The organism is Aeromicrobium sp. Sec7.5, from assembly GCF_036867135.1.
GTDB lineage: Bacteria > Actinomycetota > Actinomycetes > Propionibacteriales > Nocardioidaceae > Aeromicrobium.
The window spans coordinates 257,243-274,833 of the sequence record NZ_JBAJIJ010000002.1 but is presented as its reverse complement, the minus strand read 5'-3'; the positions used below and the strand labels follow the sequence as shown (position 1 = coordinate 274,833).

Below are 17,591 nucleotides of genomic sequence, written 5' to 3'. Positions count from 1 at the left end.
AAGCATGGCCTCGTGCGCGGCACGGGCCGCGCGGGTGATCGCACTCCTTCCGCGGACCAGCTCGCCGGCGTCGACGCCGGCGGTGTTGCGTGCGCGCATCATGTGGTCCTGGGCGCCCCGGAGGTGGTCAAGCGATGTGGGCATAGCGTTGCACCCCGTCCAGAACTCGGACGATATTCGCGATCGTTATCTGCACGTCGACGTCGAGATCGGCACCTACGAGCTCGACGAGATTCTGGGCGGCCGGCTCAAGGTCGACCATCCGGCTGACCGGCGGGTCGGGCGGGAACGGCGCTGGCAGGTCAGTGAGGCGCTGAATGCGCTGGCTGGCCGTCAGGGCGTCGTACGCGAGCTTGGAGATCTCCGAGGCCGCGAACGGGGCGAGGCCGTAGATGTCGGTCTGTGCCGCCTCGCGGTTGATCGCACTCGAGGATCTCGATGAGGTGTTGGCCCAGGTCGAGGAATCGGGGATCGGTCGTGGTGTTGGTCATGGTCATGTCCTGTCTGTCGGGCGCGTGTGGCACGAGCGTGTAGCCCACCGAGGCACGGCTTCCAGAGGCACATCGCGACCTGTGGACGGTGGGGCTTGTGGACGCAGCCGGCCTTCGGTGAGGGTCACCGGTGACGCCGTGGTTCGCGGCCTCCACCGATCGGGACATCTGGTGGTCCTCGTGGGCGCGGCCGGGAGATCGGCCCGCGTTGGGGTCGCTCGAGAGCGGCAGCCTGGGTTGGTCGGCCGGGCCCGCGACGTCGAGCGCGGGTGTCCGCTCGAGCAGCGGGAGGTCCTCGCAGACGCGGTGAGCACCGCGGCGCGCATGGTCCAACGCCGTCGACGCGTCCTGCACCGAGTTGCGGACCAGGTCGGGAAGGCCCGGATCGCTGGCGGACGCCGAGACCACCTGCTGCAGTGACGTGGCGGCTGGCTGATTCCGAGTTGCATGTGCCGGGTCTCGCGTGCGGTCTGCAGCACCATCCCCGTCATCGTGCGCGCATGCTCCGGATCGATCCGGCCCGAGGTCGCAGCGTGGAAGAAGGCGGTCTCGGCCTCAGCAGGCACCGGGCGCACGAGCTGCGCCTGCTCCTGCAGAGGGCCGGCCAGGTGGCGGCGCAGGTCATCAGCGCGATCGACGACGAGCATTCCCCCTCAGTGCGGTCAAAGGCCGGCGTCGACTGCTCGCGTGTCCACGTGTCGCCGTCGCTGCACACGGCGCTGTGCACCATCACGACCGATGAGGCCCACGCGCAGATCGTGACGTTCTACCCCGGCGCGATGTCCGAGGCGCGATCGATCGACGTCGCCGCGCTCCACGCCGAGGCCCCGGTCGACCTGCTCCTGATCGGGCCCGACGACCCGGAAGCCATGCTGCGGCACACACAGGCGGCGCGCGAGGTCGGTCTGCCGTTCGCCGCCGATCCGTCGCAGCAGCTGGCGTGGGCCGATGGCGACCTGATCCGTCAGCTCATCGAGGGCGCTGCCTACCTGTTCACCAACGACTACGAGGCCGCACTCGTCGAGCAGAAGACGGGGTGGTCGTCCGCCGAGGTCAAGGCCGCTGTGGGTGTGCAGGTCATCACTCGTGGCAAGGACGGGGTCACGGTCGCCGACGCGGACGGCAACCGCGTCGACGTGGATGCCATCAGCGGGATCGAGGCCGTCGATCCGACCGGCGTCGGCGACAGCTTCCGGGGCGGGTTCCTGGCGGGACTCGCCCGCGGGTCTGGACCTCACCACGTGCGCGCAGGTCGGCTGCACCGTCGCCGCGTCCGTCGTCGAGACCACCGGCACGCAGGAGTACGAGCTCGACCGGGAGGCCTTCCTGGCCCGCCTGGCGGGCGCGTACGGTGATGAGGCGGCCGAGCGCGTCGGTAGAGCGGTGACGGTATCCCCGGGCATCTCCGACATCGTGTCGTAGGAGGGTTGCCCTTAACTCCTGACGGGTACGTGCTGGAGTACTGTGCACGTGTCATCACGTGTCATCACGTGACGATCTTGAACCAGAAAGGCGCCCGTGGGTCGATTGAAGTTGGCGGTTCTCGCCCTTGCAGCAGTCGTGCTGAGCGGCTGCTCTCCTGTCGACGACTCCGACATCAAGCGCCTGGCGCTTCCGGTGGCCGGCAGTGACCGGACCCAGACGATCTGGAACCTGTGGCTCGGTGCCTGGATCGCGACGCTCGTGATCTTCCTGCTGGTGTTCGGGCTCATCGTCTGGTGCATGGTGCGGTACCGCCGGCGCAGCGACGACGAGATCCCGGTCCAGGTTCGGTACAACCTCCCGATCGAGGCGCTCTACACCTTCGCGCCCGTCATCATCGTCGCGGTCTTCTTCTTCCACACCGTGACCGCCCAGAACGCGATCCTCGAGAAGGTCGACGAGCCCGATCACACCATCGAGGTCATCGGCTCGAAGTGGCAGTGGGCCTTCAACTACCTCGACGAGGACGCCACCGGAGGGGTCGACGTCTACGACTTCGGCACGCCGGAGGCGCCCGCCGAGCTGTGGCTGGCCGTCGACGAGTCGGTCCGTTTCGACCTCAAGTCGCCCGACGTCATCCACTCGTTCTGGATTCCCGAGTTCTACTTCAAGATGGATGTCGTGCCGGGCAAGGTGAACTCGTTCGACGTCACACCGACGCGCGAGGGCACCTTCACGGGGCGCTGTGCGGAGCTTTGCGGTCTGTACCACTCACGCATGATCTTCAAGGTCAACGTGGTCTCGCGTGCCGAGTACGACGCCCACCTGGCCTCGCTCGAGGACGAAGGCAACATCGGCCGTCCGTCGGGTGCTGAGGAAGCCGACACGATCGCCGGTCTGGATCCCGAAGGAGCCGAGCACTGATGGCCACCACCACCGCCGCGTTCGACACCGGTGAGGCTCACGTCGCGCCGCCCAGCGAGTTCGCGGGCAAGACGCTGCCGCAGAAGATCATCACCTGTCTGACGACGACCGACCACAAGGTCATCGGCAACATGTACCTGGTCACGTCGTTCCTGTTCTTCATCATCGGCGGCGTCATCGCCCTGGTGATCCGCGCCGAGCTGGCGCGTCCGGGCACGACCTTCGTCGACGACGAGACGTACAACCAGCTGTTCACGATGCACGGCACGATCATGCTGCTGATGTTCGCGACGCCGCTATTCTTCGGCTTCGCGAACGTCATCATGCCGCTGCAGATCGGCGCACCCGACGTCGCATTCCCACGCCTCAACATGTTCAGCTACTGGCTGTACCTGTTCGGCTCGCTCATCGCGGTCTCCGGCTTCTTCACCCCCAGCGGCGCGGCGAGCTTCGGCTGGTTCGCCTACGCCCCGTTGTCGGACGGGGTGAACTCGCCAGGGGTCGGGGGCGACCTGTGGGTCATGGGCCTGTACCTGTCAGGCATCGGCACGATCCTCGGCGCGGTCAACTTCACGACCACGATCTTCTGCATGCGCGCGCCCGGCATGACGATGTTCCGGATGCCGATCTTCGTGTGGAACACGCTCGTCACGAGCCTCCTCGCGTTGATCGCCTTCCCGATCTTCGGCGCGGCGCTCCTGGCGCTCGGGGCCGATCGCATGTTCGGGGCTCACGTGTTCGACGCCGCCAACGGCGGACCGATCCTGTGGCAACACCTGTTCTGGTTCTTCGGACACCCCGAGGTGTACATCATTGCGCTGCCGTTCTTCGGCATCGTCACCGAGATCCTCCCGGTGTTCGCCCGCAAGCCGATCTTCGGCTACGTCGGACTCGTGGGCGCCACGCTCATGATCGCGGCGCTCTCGGTCGCGGTATGGGCCCACCACATGTACGTCACGGGCTCGGTCGACCTGGCCTTCTTCAGCTTCATGACGTTCCTGATCGCGGTGCCCACCGGAGTGAAGTTCTTCAACTGGATCGGCACGCTATGGGGGGGATCTCTGTCATTCGACACCCCCCTGATCTTCTCGCTGGGCTTCCTCACGACCTTCCTCTTCGGCGGTCTCACGGGCGTCATCCTGGCCTCGCCGGCACTCGACTTCCAGCTGTCTGACTCGTACTTCGTCGTGGCGCACTTCCACTACGTCGTGTTCGGCACCGTCGTGTTCGCGATGTTCGCCGGGTTCTACTTCTGGTGGCCCAAGATCACCGGCCGCATGCTCGACGAGAAGCTGGGCAAGATCCACTTCTGGTTGCTATTCATCGGCTTCCACCTGACCTTCCTCGTCCAGCACTGGCTGGGTGTCGAGGGCATGCCGCGCCGCTACGTCGACTACTCGCCGAGCGACGGGTTCACCACGCTCAACGAGATCTCCTCGGTCGGTGCGTTCCTGCTGGGCGCCTCGATGCTGCCGTTCTTCCTCAACGTCTGGAAGTCGCGCAAGAGCAAGCCGGTCGGCCTCGACGACCCGTGGGGCTGGGGCCGGTCGCTGGAGTGGGCCACGAGCTCGCCTCCGCCACGGCACAACTTCCACTCGCTGCCGCGCATCCGTTCGGAGAGCCCGGCGTTCGACCTGCACCACCCCGAGATCGCCGCCCTGGAGCTCCAGGACAACCCCGGAGAGCAGTCGGCCTTCGCTGACGCCCCGGACGTCAACGGCAAGCCCGGCACCAGCACCGACGGTCCCACCACCGATGGCCCCGAAACCGACGGCAAGGAGTCCTGACCCATGAAGGCCGAGCTCTGGACCATCGCTTCAGTCGGCGTGTTCTTCGCGCTGATCACGCCGATCTACTGGGTCCTGACGAGCGACCCCACCGGGTCGGTGGCGCTGCTCATGACGACGCTGCTGTGTGTGCTGCTCGGCTTCTACCTGGCGGTCGTCGCCGGGCAGATCCCGGAACGCCCGGAGGACCGCAGCGACGCCGAGATCATCGACGGCGCCGGCGAGCTGGGCTTCTTTCCGGCTTCGAGCTGGTGGCCGCTGTGGGCGGCCATGTCGTTCGCGACGGTCGTGCTCGGTGTCGTGTTCGGCTGGTGGCTGTTCATCATCGGTGTCACGGTCGGCGCTGTCGCTCTCGTCGGATGGGTGTTCGAGTTCTACCGAGGCGTGCACAAGCACTGATCTCCGTGGCGTGTCTCGCGAGCCCCACAACGGCTGGACCGATTGGAACGTCCCCTGGGAGGAGTACAAGCAGGGCTCGGCGCTTCACCAGGCGCCCGCCTGACGCATCGCTGCCCCTCGGGCTGTGAAGTTGGTCAGCTCACCCCACCGCGATCGGTGAGGCTGTCGGCTCATCCGGCTCTCGGTGGCCGACTACGTTAAGAGATTCCGCGGATAGCGTGCGTCGGTGACGTGGTGCAGGCACAGGCGCCCGTAGGAAATGAGGTGTCAAAGTCTCGTTCTTCCCCACGAGGTGCCTGTGCCTGCTCTGCCATCTTTCATCATCGAACCGCTCTGGGACCAGTTCGCCGTGCTGCTACCCGAACACGTCGACCACCATCCGCTGGGTTGCCACCGACCTCGCATCGACGACCGGGTGGTCTTCGACAAGCTCGTCCAGGTCCTCGTACTCGGCGGCGCCTATGAACGGATCGCTGACTCGACCTGCTCAGCGACCACGATCAGAGATCGGCGAGACAGGTGGATCGCGGCGGGCGTCTTCGAACAGCTCGAGCAGATCTGCCTGGATGAGGTCGATGAGGCGCGGGGACTCGGAAGGTGCCGGATGCAGATCCTGGCCGACGGGTCGGCCGCCACACTGCACCCGTTCGTGAGCGCCCACGTCATACCAGGCACGCGCGTAATCACCGACGGCTGGCCCAGCTACCGCGGCCTCGACAAGCTCGGCTACATCCACGAGCCACGCAGCCAACGCGCCGCTCGCCTTCGTGGCGAGGACGTCGATGGGCTGCTGCCCAGCGTCCATCGGGTCGCGTCGTTGACCAAGCGCTGGCTGCTGGGCACCCACCGGGGAGCGGTCGACGAGGCGCACGTGCAGAGCTACCTCGACGAGTTCGTCTTCCGCTTCAACCGGCGCCACTCACGCAGCCGCGGCATGCTCTTCTACCGGTTACTCGAACTGTCCGTCGAGCACGCCCCTGTGCGCTACCGAGACCTCGTGGCCGACCCCCAGCCCGAGCGAGTCCCACCCAAGCCACCTACCGCAGGAGGTCATCCACCGAGCATGGACAGGCCCCGGGCGAATCGGCCATGGAGAGACCTCTGACCTGCGATGGTCCGGTCAGCTGAATAGCCCTGACAATCGATAACAGCCTCGGCTGTCGGTCTGGGTCAGCGACGCGGTGTGCGGTCAGGACGGTGCTGGGGTCCGCGGCGGACCTGCGGTCGCGGCGTGGTCGCCGTGCGCGGCACCGAAACGCCCGTGCTTTGAGAATTATCTAGGTGCCCGGCGAGTCGGTACCGCAGGTCACGGCAGGGGTTCTCGCCCAGCGGTCGTGTGGCGATCGCCTCCCGTGCGACCTGCTCGATGTCGACGCCCTGCTCGTGGAGTCGCTGCAGCATTGTCGCGGCGGCCGGCCAGTCCTTTCGGGCAGTCAGGCGGCCATCGAGAGAGCGTCCGAGCGGCGCCCACCGGTCGGCCGGGCGCGCCTTGTCCTGCCGTTCGAGGCGCTGACGCACGTCAGAGACGCGGCCGAGCTTGTCGGTGCAGTAGCGCTGCGGGTCCTGGTTGAACGAGCATGCCGCGGCCGCGACGTCGGTGCGCAACTGACCAGCCTCCAGCGCCCCTGCTGCCGCCGTGGTGGCGATGAGGTCCTCCCACTGCTCGGGCGCCATGACGGCGATGACCTCGGCCGCGTTGGTGCTCCTGGCTCTCGGGTCGGCCAGGTTGGTGAGACGTTCGTCGACCAGGAGTGCGGCGAGGTCACGGTGCTGCTGCAGCAGAGCCACGAGCTGGGCCGGTCCCCGCTGCTCGAGCAGACTGGCCGGATCGGCGCCGATCGGCATGGGCACAACCCGGGGTGTGACCAGATGCGGTGCGAGCAACCACAGGTCACGTTCGGCGGCGATCCGTCCGGCGAGGTCGCCGTCGGTGGCCACCAACGGTGTGGCGTGCAGACCGGCGAGCTGGGCGGCCTGCTCCTCGGTCGTCGATGTGCCGAGCGGTGCGACGCCGACGAACGCGCCACCTGAGGCGATGGTGACGGCGATCGCGTCGAAGGGACCCTCGACGAGTACGGGTACTGCGCCGTGGGACACGTGGTCGTCGGCGATGCCGTAGAGCTGGGCGCCCTTGTGGAACACCACAGTGTCGGGGGAGTTGAGGTACTTGGGTCCGGCGAGGTCGTGGGTGGCGTCGGGGTTGCGTCGGCCGACGAACCCGATGACTCGTCCTTGGGTGATGACGGGCAGGACGGCGCGGTCGCGGAGCCGGTCGATCAGTCGTCCGGTGGAGCCTTCCTTGGCCACGCCGGCGGCGAGCATCTCGTCGTCGCTGAAGCCGTGGGTGCGCAGGTGGTCGACCAGGTTGGTCCAGCCTGTTGGGGCGTAGCCGGGGCGGAATCGGTCGTCGCCGGCAAGGTCGACACCGAGTCGTTCGTGCACGTGCAGTCGCGCCCACGAGTCGGAGAACTGGCTCTCGAAGTAGTCGGCTGCTGCGGCGTTGATGGCGTTGATGCGCTGGACCGGGACGGGGGAGGCCTGCAGCTCCCATGCCCGGTCGATGATCCGGTCCAGACCCGAACCGGTGGCTCCTGCCGGCTCCAGGAGCTCGCGGGTGTGCGCCGCGGCGTCCAGCTCGTCGACGTCGACGTGGGCCCCGGTCTCGCGGGCATGGTCGTGGTCGAACTCGAGCGGGTCCGGCTCGTGGAGGTCCTCGGGCGGCGGGTTCTCCTCGGGGACGTCGTAGTCGTCGGTCGGGGGTGGGTCGGTCACCAGGGCGATGCGCCAGATCATCGCCTGAGCCAGGTCGAGGTCCTCGACGTCGCTGGTCTTGGCGAAGTCGAGCAGCTGCTCGACCGGCCAGCCTCGATCGTGTGCCTGGTCGACGGTGGCCACCAGGGTCGGCCACCACGGTGATGAGGTCACGTTGGACGCCTCCTCGACGCCGAGGTGCTCGTGCAGGAGGTCTTCCCAGTCAGGAGCCAGCTGGCCGTCGCTGGAGTTCTGCTCGGCCGCGACCGCCGGCGACAGGTGCCGGGCGATGCGCCACCAGAGCGCTGCGGCCACGTGCTCGTCGGGCAACGGACCTTCCGCGGCGGCGCGGCTCAGCAGGTCCGCGGCGTTGACGCCGGACCGGTTGATCGCGGCCAAACGCTCAGCGAGCGGGGGAGTGAAGGAATCCGAACGCGGGTGCAGTGTATGGATGGCTGGCCCCCACTCGTCCATCGCGGGGCGACGTCCGGCGTCCAGACGGGTGTCGAGCTGGCGTTGATACATCACGGCGGCCTTCTGCATCTGCCGTGGTCCGGTCGGACGCCGGTCGGCCTCGTCGACACCCGTGGCGGCCCTCCACACGGCGATGTCGCCGGCGATCGCCGTGGTAGGGGAGAGGCGGGCGTGACGCGCCCAGGCCGGGGAGTCCGCGCCGGAGGTCGCGTCGTGCACCTCGCTGGCAAGCTCCCGGATCTGGTCGGCAAGCGACCCCAAGTACTTGCCCCACTGGGTGTCGCCGGCGAGCCCGACCGGGACGGCAGGAAGCCAGGGCAGCGGCCCCGGCTCGGCGTCGCGCCTGCCCGTAGGGTCAAGCCGCCAGTCCAGCACCGCGGCACGGTCGTCGGCCGACTCGATGTCACGGGCCGCGACAGCGTCGGCGAGCTCGCCGATCGCGCCGGCACCCTGCGCCTGAAGCAGCACCAGGTGCGCACGCAACGCCGGCCATGCCGGCTCGTCGACCAGACCAGGAACAAGGACCTCGGCCTGGGTCTCGATGCCGGCTACGGCATCGTCTCCGAGGAGGTCTGCGGCGGCGACGTAGATGGCGTCGGCATACCTCTCGGTCGCCCTCTGCAGGCGAGCTTCTGGGGCCTGGGCCTCGGCGATCAGCGTGGTGGCCGAACGCGGGGACTCGTGTCGGGCCAAGACCTGGGTCAGGACGTCGCCGGCCGTGGGCGGACGAAGGGCCTCGGGACGGATCAGACCGTGGGCGTTGCCGTCGCTGGCGACCACGACGTAGGCGTGGTTTTCATGGCGGCCGCGGCTCATCATCGTGTAGAGCTGCTGGCGGGTCTGGTCGCCGGTCACGAGCCCGTGCATGGTGTCGGCCGAGATGCCCTGGGCGGTGTGGACGGTCGAGGCGTAGCCCAGCTCGGTGTGCTCGGCGACGTAGTTCGCCGGCAGCAGCACCCGCAGGCCGGTCTCCACGTGCCGCACCGACAGTGCCGTGCCGCGCACGTCGTCGACGAGCCAGCGGTCGCCGTTCTTGACCCAGTCGGTTGCCGAGATCCGCAGCCGGCGGTCGTTGTTGCGGGTCAGCACGACGTCGCCGACCGAGGCGCTGTTGCCGTCGGCCAGTCGCAGCTCACGGTCCGGTGCGGCGCCGACGTCGCCCAGTCGCGCGTCGCGGGCGCGGGCGTTGAGCTCGGCCACCAGGTCGCGAGTGGGTGCCAGCATCACCGCATCCTTGCCGGCGGCGCGATCGCTGCGCCAGGCGGTGAAGATCTCATCGGTCAGGGTGGCGACGTCGCCGACGTGGACGCGCTTGGTGTCGAAGTAGTAGCCCAACGCCTCGGGAAGTCCTTCGCGAAGCGCCAGAGTCGCAGCGCCCTCGGCAGGGTCGGCGAACCGCATCAGCTCGGCGAGCTTGAGCGCGCCGTGGCGGTCAGCGATGTCGCGCAGGACGCCGCCGGCGCCGATGGCGGCCAGCTGCTGGTCATCACCGATCAGGCGCACCGAGGCGCCGCGCTCGAGCACCGCGGTGATCGCGGTGTCCAGGCTCAGGGTGTCAGCCATGCCGGCTTCATCGATCACCACGAGCGTCCCGGCCCCGATCTGGTCGACCAGGGCGCCGCCCGTGCCGCGCTGCAGGGAGTCGACGAGCTTGGCGAGGGTGTCGGTCGTCGTGCCGGTCTGTTCGCGCAGCGCGGCCGCGGCCGCGGCTGACGGCGCCAGGCCGATGACTTTGCCACCGGAGCCCTCCCAGGCGCGGGTCAGGACCCGCATGGCGGTGGTCTTGCCGGTGCCGGCAGCGGCGATTCCCAGCTGGACGCGGGCGCCGCTGGTGGCCATTCCCCGCACCATCGCGTCCTGGCCAGCGTTGAGCTCGACACCGTTGGCGGCGCTTTCCAGGAGCGCGAGGTCGACGTCGACCGGGGCGACGCGGTGCCGGTCGCGGACGCCTGCGGCCTCGACGATGCGCTGCTCAGCGGCCAGGATGCGCGGCGAGGTGTACAGAGTTGCTCCGACGACGGTGTACACGCTCGCGCCGTCGCGCCGCTGCAGTTGCTCCGGTTCCGTGACCGAGTCGTCGACGACGCCCAAGGGCTGGCAGGTGGCGATCGCCTGGTCGACCACGAGGTTCACGAGGTGCTGGACCTGATCGGCGGGCACGTCGGAGCGGCGCACGTGACGCTGCGCTTCGGAGATGAGGTTCCAGCGGTTCCAGGTGCTACGCCGGTCCTGCACACCCTCGACGACGCGACCGGCGACACGTCCGATCCACGCCGCGTCGACGCGGCGATCGGCGGCGGCCTGCGCCGACAACGGGGCGGGGCGAAGCGCCGTGGTGACCATCTGCTCCAGGCCCCTAACACCGAGAACACCGGTCGCCTGCTCGGCCCACTGAGCACGCTGCTCGGGCATCGAGCGAGGTTCGTGCTTGACGTCGCGGGTCTCGAGCGTGGCCTGCTGGGCGAGCTGCACAGCCTCGACTGCAGTCGGCGGACGGCCGTGGTCGGCGTGGAACTTCGCGACCAGGACGTCACGACGCTCCTCGATGCTCTGACGCCTGGTCGACCAACGCTCGTTCAGACGGGGGTCAACCCCGACGATCTCGCGCACCGGCCGCTTGCGTCGGTCGGTGTTCTCTCGCTCCTCGAAACGCACCCCCAGCGATGCCTCAAGGTGCCGCTCGAGGGCGGTGTTGTAGGCCTCCGACGCAGCAACTGTGGCCTGGAACATCAGCCGTCCGTCAATGGCCAGCCACATGCCGTCCTTGGCGGTCTGGACCTTGTTCGCGACTGCAACGTGCGTGTGGAGGTCTGGATCTCCGGCGCGAGAGTCGCGGTGGGTGAACGCCGTGGCGACCAAGCCGCGGACGTCGACCTGACGCACGCCGTTGGTACCGGTACGGGTGTACAGCGCTTCGCGCTCGATGAACGCCAGCGCGTCCTTGACGGCGGCGTTGTGCGCTCGTTCGATCGCCGCCGCCGTCGCCGGGTCGGCGACTGCCCACAGTGTCGAGACCGACTTGACCGGCGAGAAGGTCAGGTCATATCCGGCTACCGCGGTGGTCTTGGGCCGGGAGTAGAGCGCCACAGAGGAGGCGAGCTCGCGGGCGTCAGCCGGCTCGCGTCCGTGCTCCCGCTCGAAGTATTCGCGCGCCACCTCGGTCCGCACCTGCGCCCGTTCCTCGAGCGACACGACCGCCTCTCGCGGTCGGCCGGCGGCGACGTTGAGATCCTCCAAGCGGCGGGCGACCTCGATCCGGTAGGGCGGAACGTCGGCCTCATAGACCTTGTACGGGGTGCCCAGCTGACGGGCGCGCTTGATGTCGGCGGTCGACGCCGAGTCGGTCAGCTGAGCAACTCTGGAGTCGGCCAACGGGTGGAACCCGAACCCAAAAAGTGCCTTCATCTGCTCAGCCGTGACCGGGTCGCCCTCGTCCAGACCGTCGATCCCGGCCATCCCCGAGCCCATCCACTGGCCGGGGGTCTCGCCGTGGTCGGCGTAGTACGTCGCCAGCGACGTGTGACCCTTCTCGGTCGCATCCATCGCGGCGACCTGGCGGGTCAGGTAGTCGTACCCCGACCCGGCAGTCAGCTTGTGAATCGACATCGTCACGCACGGCAAGGCCGCGCCGAGGACTCCAAGTGGTCGTGATCCGAACTTCAATGCTGGCGCAGGGGTCGTATTCGTTCGGGGCGAATCGCTGGGTCAGTGGGCTCGTTGTGCGATGTAGGTGGTCCAGTCTCGGGCGGCGAGTCCTGCCCAGGCGGCGGCGTTCTTGTGGGTGATGCCGATGAGGTCGGCGAGGACTGGCGCGGGGATGTCGCCGGCGAGGCCGAAGAGGGTGGCTTTGCGGTTCTCGTAGGGCTTGATGCCGGTCGCGACGAGTTGGGAGCGGATGGCCTCGGTGGAGAGGTGTCGGCCGGGGTTGCCGCCGGGGAAGAGCCAGCCGGTCTCGCGGGAGGCGTAGAGGCTCTTGCCGCGGTGTTGCAGGTGCTGCCGGATCAGGTCGTCCAGGAGCGGCGGCATCTGGACGGGCGTGGTGTTGAAGGTGACGTGAACGGTCTGGTCGGTGACGGTGGTCTGGCTGGTGCGCATCGCGACGATTCTGGACAGGGGTTGAGCGAACAGCAGGGTCAGCAGTCCGCCGATGCGGACGTAGTGGCGCAGGTTGTCGTCGTGCAGGAGCCGCTCGACCGCGGCCCAGCGTTGCTCCTCGGAGACGGTCACGGCCGGAGTCAGGCGCGGAATGGCAGGGATGACCAGGCGCGTGTTGATGCGCGAGTCCCGCAGCCAGACGATGAAGGCGTGCTCGTGGCTGAAGGCCCTGCCGGTGTGTTCTTGGTAGCGCTCGAGCAGCTCCTGGGTCGCGGTGGCCGCGTCGGCGCCGCAGGTCTCGAGGAAGGCCAGGAAGTCGATCGCGACGCGGATCCGGCGCCGGGACGCGTCGGTGATGGTCTGGGTCAGGCGGCCTTGGCCGGCGGCTCTGCGCATGTGTCGCAACACGTGCCAGTGCGCGAAGCGTTGGATCAGGGCTGCCTGCTCGGCGGGCAGGTCGGCGGTGGTCTGTTCGATCCAGGGCAGCATCCGCTCGATGCGGATCTCGAACGGTGGAAGGACGCCGACCGCGGTGAGCAGGCTGCGCAGGTAGTCATGGGCGCGGTCCGACGGCAGGTTCCGAAACGTCTGATGGCTGATCTCGACGTCCCCGCGTGCCATCTGCCTGAGCAGTCGGGGTCCGGTCCCGGGCTTCTTGCGCAGCCACCAGATCCCGCTCTGCGGCCGCTCGGACCCGACGAGTTCGTGGAAGACCGGTTGCAGGCGGGTGTGGATCTGACCGGTCGCCGGGTCGGTCAGCAGGTCGGTGAGGCGGTCGCGCAGGGTGCAGCGGGCGCATCGTTTGGCGCCGTAGGGGTGGTCCTCCCTTCCGCAGGTGCTGCAGGCGAAGATCGACTCGGTGCCGGCGCAGGAGGCGCAGACGACCAGTGCGCCGGCCAGGTAGGCCAACGGCCGGATCGCGCCGCAGCCGGGACAGGACTCATGGTGGTAGTGGCGCCGACGCCGACACGCGGTGCAGATCGGTCCGTGCGGGAGGCGGGTGTGGGCGTAGCGGGTGCCGCCGCAGTCGAAGCAGACACGGTCTTTCACTCGGCTTGGTTGGGGCGGCGGATCGTGGCGCGGATCGGCCGGAGGTCACCGATCCCGGGCCCGATGTCGCCACTGGCAGCAGGCTCAACGACCTGCTCCTGGGCGAGCTCGAGGAGGTCGTTGGGGGTGCAGGCCAGGATGTCGCAGAGCGCTGCGAGCAGGTCCAGGTTGATCCGCAGGGGTGGTTTCGTCGCGACCCGGTGGACCATCTGCCGGGAGATCTCGACGCCCCGTCGGTGCAGTGGCTCGACGAGGTCGGTGGTGGCGAACATGCCGTTCTCGGCCATCAGCTGGCGCAGGTTCCACCGGATCACGGTCTTGGTGCTCATGCTTCCTCCCGGTTGTCGTCGTTGTTGTGGTTGGTGTCGTAGACGCGTGCGAGCGCGGCCTGCAGGGTCTTGGTCTTGAAGTCGTTGGAGACCGAGGTGTAGATCGCGGTGGTCGAGGCGTAGGAGTGGCCGACCTGCTCGGTCACGAACCGCTCGGGATAGCCGAACTCGATCAGGTGCGTGACGTAGGAATGACGCAGGCAGTGCAACGTCAACTCCGCCGGCAGCCCGGCCTGGTGGCGAAGGAACGCGAACCGCTTGTCCATCGTCTTGGGGCTGATCCGCTGGCGGCGTTCGGTCAACCACAACTCGGAGCGCGTCCCGGGATTCAGCAGCGGCCTGGCCTGCTCGACCCACTGCGCCAGCCCGCCGATGACCCAGTCGAACTCCGGGACAGCCAGGACCGTGCGGCGCCGCGGTGCGCTGCCGCGGCTGGACTTGGCGTAACGGACGTGGACTGCGCCGTAGGTTCCCCAGCCCGGCATCCGCGGATTCGGGCGAAGGTCGACCACGTCCAGGAAGCGCAACTCGCGCCGGCGCAGCCCGAAGGCGTAGGCCGTCTTGACCATCTGCGCGTCCCGCAACGCCGCCAACGTGCCCTTGCGACCCGAGCGGGCGACCTGCTCGACGCGGTCGTCCAGGAACCCGAACAGCGTCTCGATCTCGTCGTACGAGAACGGCCGCCGCGACGGCTTGCCCTCGTACTCGACCAGATGCGCAGCGGTGTTGTAGTCGTGGCAGACCTGCGACGGGATCGTCCCGAACCGCTGCTCGCACTGACCCACCCAGCCATAACGACCGTCGAGCAGGTAGTCGCAGAACAGCCGCAACGTCAGGTGATAGCCACGGATCGTCGACGGCGCCAACCGCCCCGTGCCGGTCATCAGGCTGGCCGTGAAGTCCTCCACATCGCCTGCCGTCCAGTCCCACGGATGCGACCCGACGAAGCTGGTGAACCGTCGCAGCAACAACACCCGCGGCTCGATCGTCGCCTCCGCCAACAGCCTCGACCTCTGTTGCCTGCCCCACCCCGAGAGCATCGCCTCGAACACCGCCGCCGGCTCGTCCAGATGGAGCACACCGGGCGCCAGAACCAGATGAGCCGACCCCGGAACAGCCACACAGACCTCACTTCACCGGTCAACTAAAAGTGGACAATGACAACTATAAGTTACCAGAGAGGCGACGCGATCTGTCGACCAGCAGCGACGTACCCCCTCGCCGACTCCGGCGAAAGGCACTCGCCCCACGCGCGGCTGTAGCCAGTCAACTTCGAGTTGATTCGCGGCCTTGCTACCGAAGATGCAAGAGGTGTGTGGATGTTTGCTGGTGCGGTTTAGGTCGGGGGTAGGCGAACGGGTGCAGGTTCTCAAGGTGTGTCCGCCGGCGAGGTGGGCGATGGCCCTGTTGGACGAAGGCATCTTCGAGGTGAGGAGCAGGTCATGGGTCGCTCGATCAGGCAGCAGGCGCGGTCAAGGGCGCTTGAGGCCCAGGATGTGCGGCGGCGCGAGCGCGCGGCCGGTGAGAAGCGACGGTCGGCGCTCGGGATCGAAGCGGCGGTCGTGCTCGAGGAACGTGACGAGCTCGTCCGGCGGCTGGAGCTGACGGCAGGGCAGGCAGTGCTGAAGCTGCTGCGCGACGAGCGGGTTCCGGTGGCTGAGCTGGCCGATTGGATCCCGGACCTGTCGGATGGTGAGGCCAGGCGTCTGCGGGCGTTGGCTGAGACTGCCGAACGCGACTTGGGCGCCGGGCCGGTCGCTGGGCCGTGAGTCCGGGCCTTGAACGAAGCCGCCGCAGACGAGTCCGCCTGCGTCGCCGGCCGGAACACTGCGACGTAGCAGGAACCCGGGATGGTTCGCACCCCGATGGCCCGAAGGCCACCCGGCGATTCGGCGGGGAGGGGTAACCGTTCTGGGAGCGCCGCAGCGCTGCCGGCTCCCCGTGCCCGTTTGGGGAGGCGACTCAGTTGAGGCGCAGGAACGTGTCGGCGTGGAAGCTCGTCCGGACCTGGGCGAAGCGATCCTCGACATCGGCCAACCTGCACCTGACCGTCATCGTGGCGCGAATCTCCACGCGGTCGCCCTTCTCAAGCCGTAGCAGGGCGTTCGCGAGCTCGCCGGCGCACACCAGTTCTGCAGTCGGGACCGTGTCGAGCACGATCACCTGACCTTGGTGACGGACCTCCTGGCGGGTGCCGAACATGACAGCCGTAACGTCTTCGCGCTCGTCCCCGACGGCTTCTGGTTTGGCGAGAAGCGTTCCCTGGGCGATGACCTGGATGTTCACTGGGACTCCTAACGGTACTTGAAGTACCGTTAGTATGAGCACAAGTCGATCGTGATGACAATGTGCGACATGTCGACTCCTGTGCGTCCTGAGCAGCCCGAAGGCGTCGATCGTGCGATCGACATGGTTGGGAACCGTGTCAAAGTCGCGGCGATTCGCTCGCTGCTCGTCGATGGGCCGGCTACGCAAACGGAGCTTGCGGAACGGTTGTCTGTACAGCGCTCGCTGTTGCGGAAGCACCTGCCTGTGCTCGAGGAGCTCGGAGTCGTGTGGGTCCATCCGCCCCGCGAAGAGACCGATGCGCGCCGTCGTCAGTACTCGATCATCCCGGCAGAGCTCGAGAAGACTTTGACTGACCTGCGCCGCGGTCTCGGACTCGACTGAGCCGATCCCGAGTGCTCCAGAGTCCGCGAGGGCCCCATGGAGTCTCGACGAGGCGGCGGAAAGTCGACCGCCTCATCGCGCGCGTCTTCTTGACCCGACGCGGCCATCTCAGGCGCGCCGGAGGTTAAGTCGGCATCTCCGACGGAACTGCCTTCGGGGACGAGGTCCACGAAGTAGGCGCGCTGGCGGAGCGGCCATCCCGCGCCCAGCCGCGCTCACCTCGGCTGGAACGTCTTGGAGCGTGGGGTGAGAACAGGGGGCAGGACTTCGTCGGGGTTCGGACGGGTCGAATTGCTGGGCCGTCATGGCGCTGGCTTCAGGCCTGCTTGCGACGAGCTGACGTCTGCCGATTGATGTCCGCAGGGAGCCAGTGGCGGGGCCTGTCTGTTCGACAGGAGTCCCAGGAGGCGACATGAGCGAATTGTCCGAAGCTCGCATACACATCGACCAAGGCAACGAGGTTGCGAAGAACCTCGGTCGGCAGTTGATGAGTTCACACGCTGAGCTGTTGGAACTCGAGCGGCTCAGTGACCGTGCCGGCGGTGGCCTGGTGGTCGTCGATCGCGCCGACGATCTGCGCCGCCGGCTTGCTGGACCACTGCAGGATCATGCGCAGTCGATTCGGCCGGCACTGTCAGAGGCCGAAGCCGCGTACTTCGATGCCGCCGTATCGGGCCGAGTCGACCCAGACCACGCACGAACCATCACAGGCGTGGTGCTGCAGGCCGCGCGGGAAACCCGGTACGTACAGTTGAGCATCGCCCAGGCCGCAACTTCGCTGTATCGGATCGTCTCGGCGCTGCCCTCCGATCCGTGTCTGCCGGAGCTGGTTCAACACGCGGTCCAGGAAGCCTCAGTTGCTCTGGACCAGGCTCGACGAGCAGTTCACCGCGTGAGTGAGGACCTGCCGTTGCTGGGACGGGTCCTTGGATTGGACGCGGCGGATACCGCACGTCAGCAACTCCACCTGGTCGTAGGCGCGAGCGAGCAGACCGATCACCGCGTCAGCCGGCGCAACTACGAACCGCGACCCTCGCCGAACCCGAGCCCGACCACGACCCATGGGCTGCGGCGATGACCAACGTCAGGTCGGCGGTCCGAGCTCGTCGCGAGCCATGCCACCGGGCTTGTTTATCCACAGACGCCGAAGTGTCCGTAGACCCGGGGCGACCAACCACCGCACGCTCGATCTGCCACAT

The 17,591-nt window shown here is 67.9% G+C and carries 13 protein-coding genes and 2 pseudogenes; 10 read left to right on the top strand and 5 right to left on the bottom strand.

The window, feature by feature from the left end; genetic code table 11:
* Nucleotides 1-4 precede the first annotated feature (4 nt).
* The 7 genes and pseudogenes from V6S66_RS14610 to V6S66_RS14580 all read left to right on the top strand — a co-directional run.
* Nucleotides 5-442: a hypothetical protein gene (locus tag V6S66_RS14610; RefSeq protein WP_334207523.1), complete on the top strand. Its 438-nt coding sequence runs from the start codon at nt 5-7 to the stop codon at nt 440-442.
* A 549-nt stretch (nt 443-991) separates the two neighbouring features.
* Nucleotides 992-1,846: a PfkB family carbohydrate kinase gene (locus tag V6S66_RS14605; RefSeq protein WP_334207522.1), complete on the top strand. Its 855-nt coding sequence runs from the start codon at nt 992-994 to the stop codon at nt 1,844-1,846.
* Nucleotides 1,847-2,009: 163 nt separating this feature from the next.
* The gene (gene ctaC / locus V6S66_RS14600; protein ID WP_334207521.1) at nt 2,010-2,837 is read left to right on the top strand and encodes an aa3-type cytochrome oxidase subunit II; all 828 of its coding nucleotides are present in this window, start codon (nt 2,010-2,012) and stop codon (nt 2,835-2,837) included.
* On the top strand, nt 2,837-4,624 hold the full coding sequence (gene ctaD / locus V6S66_RS14595) for an aa3-type cytochrome oxidase subunit I (protein ID WP_334207520.1): 1,788 nt from the start codon (nt 2,837-2,839) through the stop codon (nt 4,622-4,624). The genes ctaC and ctaD overlap by 1 nt, the downstream gene beginning before the upstream one ends.
* Before the next feature lie 3 nt (nt 4,625-4,627).
* Complete coding sequence (locus tag V6S66_RS14590; protein ID WP_334207519.1) at nt 4,628-5,023, top strand: cytochrome c oxidase subunit 4; 396 nt, start codon at nt 4,628-4,630, stop codon at nt 5,021-5,023.
* 298 nt (nt 5,024-5,321) lie between these two features.
* Nucleotides 5,322-5,615 (top strand): annotated as a pseudogene (locus V6S66_RS14585) (transposase); the annotation flags it as partial.
* A pseudogene (locus tag V6S66_RS14580) lies at nt 5,616-6,128 on the top strand (IS1595 family transposase); the annotation flags it as partial.
* 65 nt (nt 6,129-6,193) lie between these two features.
* Here V6S66_RS14580 and mobF read toward each other — a convergent pair.
* The 4 genes from mobF to V6S66_RS14560 all read right to left on the bottom strand — a co-directional run bounded on the left by mobF (nt 6,194) and on the right by V6S66_RS14560 (nt 14,723).
* A complete protein-coding gene (gene mobF, locus V6S66_RS14575) occupies nt 6,194-11,854 on the bottom strand; it encodes a MobF family relaxase (protein ID WP_334207518.1) in 5,661 nt (1,886 codons plus the stop codon).
* A gap of 99 nt (nt 11,855-11,953) precedes the next feature.
* Nucleotides 11,954-13,393, bottom strand: coding sequence for a hypothetical protein (locus V6S66_RS14570; protein ID WP_334207517.1), 1,440 nt, complete (start codon nt 13,391-13,393; stop codon nt 11,954-11,956).
* Entirely contained in the window at nt 13,390-13,722 is a 333-nt protein-coding gene (locus V6S66_RS14565; protein WP_334207516.1) for a helix-turn-helix domain-containing protein, read from the bottom strand. Before V6S66_RS14565 ends, V6S66_RS14570 begins: the two co-directional genes overlap by 4 nt.
* Nucleotides 13,719-14,723 (bottom strand): tyrosine-type recombinase/integrase, encoded by a 1,005-nt coding sequence (locus V6S66_RS14560; protein WP_334207515.1) that lies wholly within the window; start codon nt 14,721-14,723, stop codon nt 13,719-13,721. The genes V6S66_RS14565 and V6S66_RS14560 overlap by 4 nt, the downstream gene beginning before the upstream one ends.
* A gap of 441 nt (nt 14,724-15,164) precedes the next feature.
* Between V6S66_RS14560 and V6S66_RS14555 the strand changes: the two genes are divergently transcribed.
* Nucleotides 15,165-15,491 (top strand): hypothetical protein, encoded by a 327-nt coding sequence (locus tag V6S66_RS14555; protein WP_334207514.1) that lies wholly within the window; start codon nt 15,165-15,167, stop codon nt 15,489-15,491.
* Between the two features lie 193 nt (nt 15,492-15,684).
* Here V6S66_RS14555 and V6S66_RS14550 read toward each other — a convergent pair whose 3' ends face one another.
* Entirely contained in the window at nt 15,685-16,008 is a 324-nt protein-coding gene (locus V6S66_RS14550; protein WP_334207513.1) for a hypothetical protein, read from the bottom strand.
* A gap of 69 nt (nt 16,009-16,077) precedes the next feature.
* Here V6S66_RS14550 and V6S66_RS14545 point away from each other — a divergent pair, with 69 nt between their 5' ends.
* On the top strand, nt 16,078-16,392 hold the full coding sequence (locus V6S66_RS14545) for an ArsR/SmtB family transcription factor (RefSeq protein WP_334207512.1): 315 nt from the start codon (nt 16,078-16,080) through the stop codon (nt 16,390-16,392).
* Between the two features lie 412 nt (nt 16,393-16,804).
* Complete coding sequence (locus tag V6S66_RS14540) at nt 16,805-17,470, top strand: hypothetical protein (RefSeq protein WP_334207511.1); 666 nt, start codon at nt 16,805-16,807, stop codon at nt 17,468-17,470.
* The last annotated feature ends 121 nt before the right edge of the window (nt 17,471-17,591 follow it).

Coding starts and splice junctions, on each gene's coding strand:
- V6S66_RS14610 (WP_334207523.1), top strand. CDS start 5: ATGGCCTCGTGCGCGGCACGGGCCGCGCGGGTGATCGCACTCCTTCCG.
- V6S66_RS14605 (WP_334207522.1), top strand. CDS start 992: ATGCTCCGGATCGATCCGGCCCGAGGTCGCAGCGTGGAAGAAGGCGGT.
- ctaD (WP_334207520.1), top strand. CDS start 2,837: ATGGCCACCACCACCGCCGCGTTCGACACCGGTGAGGCTCACGTCGCG.
- V6S66_RS14590 (WP_334207519.1), top strand. CDS start 4,628: ATGAAGGCCGAGCTCTGGACCATCGCTTCAGTCGGCGTGTTCTTCGCG.
- mobF (WP_334207518.1), bottom strand. CDS start 11,854: ATGTCGATTCACAAGCTGACTGCCGGGTCGGGGTACGACTACCTGACC.
- V6S66_RS14565 (WP_334207516.1), bottom strand. CDS start 13,722: ATGAGCACCAAGACCGTGATCCGGTGGAACCTGCGCCAGCTGATGGCC.
- V6S66_RS14555 (WP_334207514.1), top strand. CDS start 15,165: ATGGGTCGCTCGATCAGGCAGCAGGCGCGGTCAAGGGCGCTTGAGGCC.
- V6S66_RS14545 (WP_334207512.1), top strand. CDS start 16,078: ATGTCGACTCCTGTGCGTCCTGAGCAGCCCGAAGGCGTCGATCGTGCG.
- V6S66_RS14540 (WP_334207511.1), top strand. CDS start 16,805: ATGAGCGAATTGTCCGAAGCTCGCATACACATCGACCAAGGCAACGAG.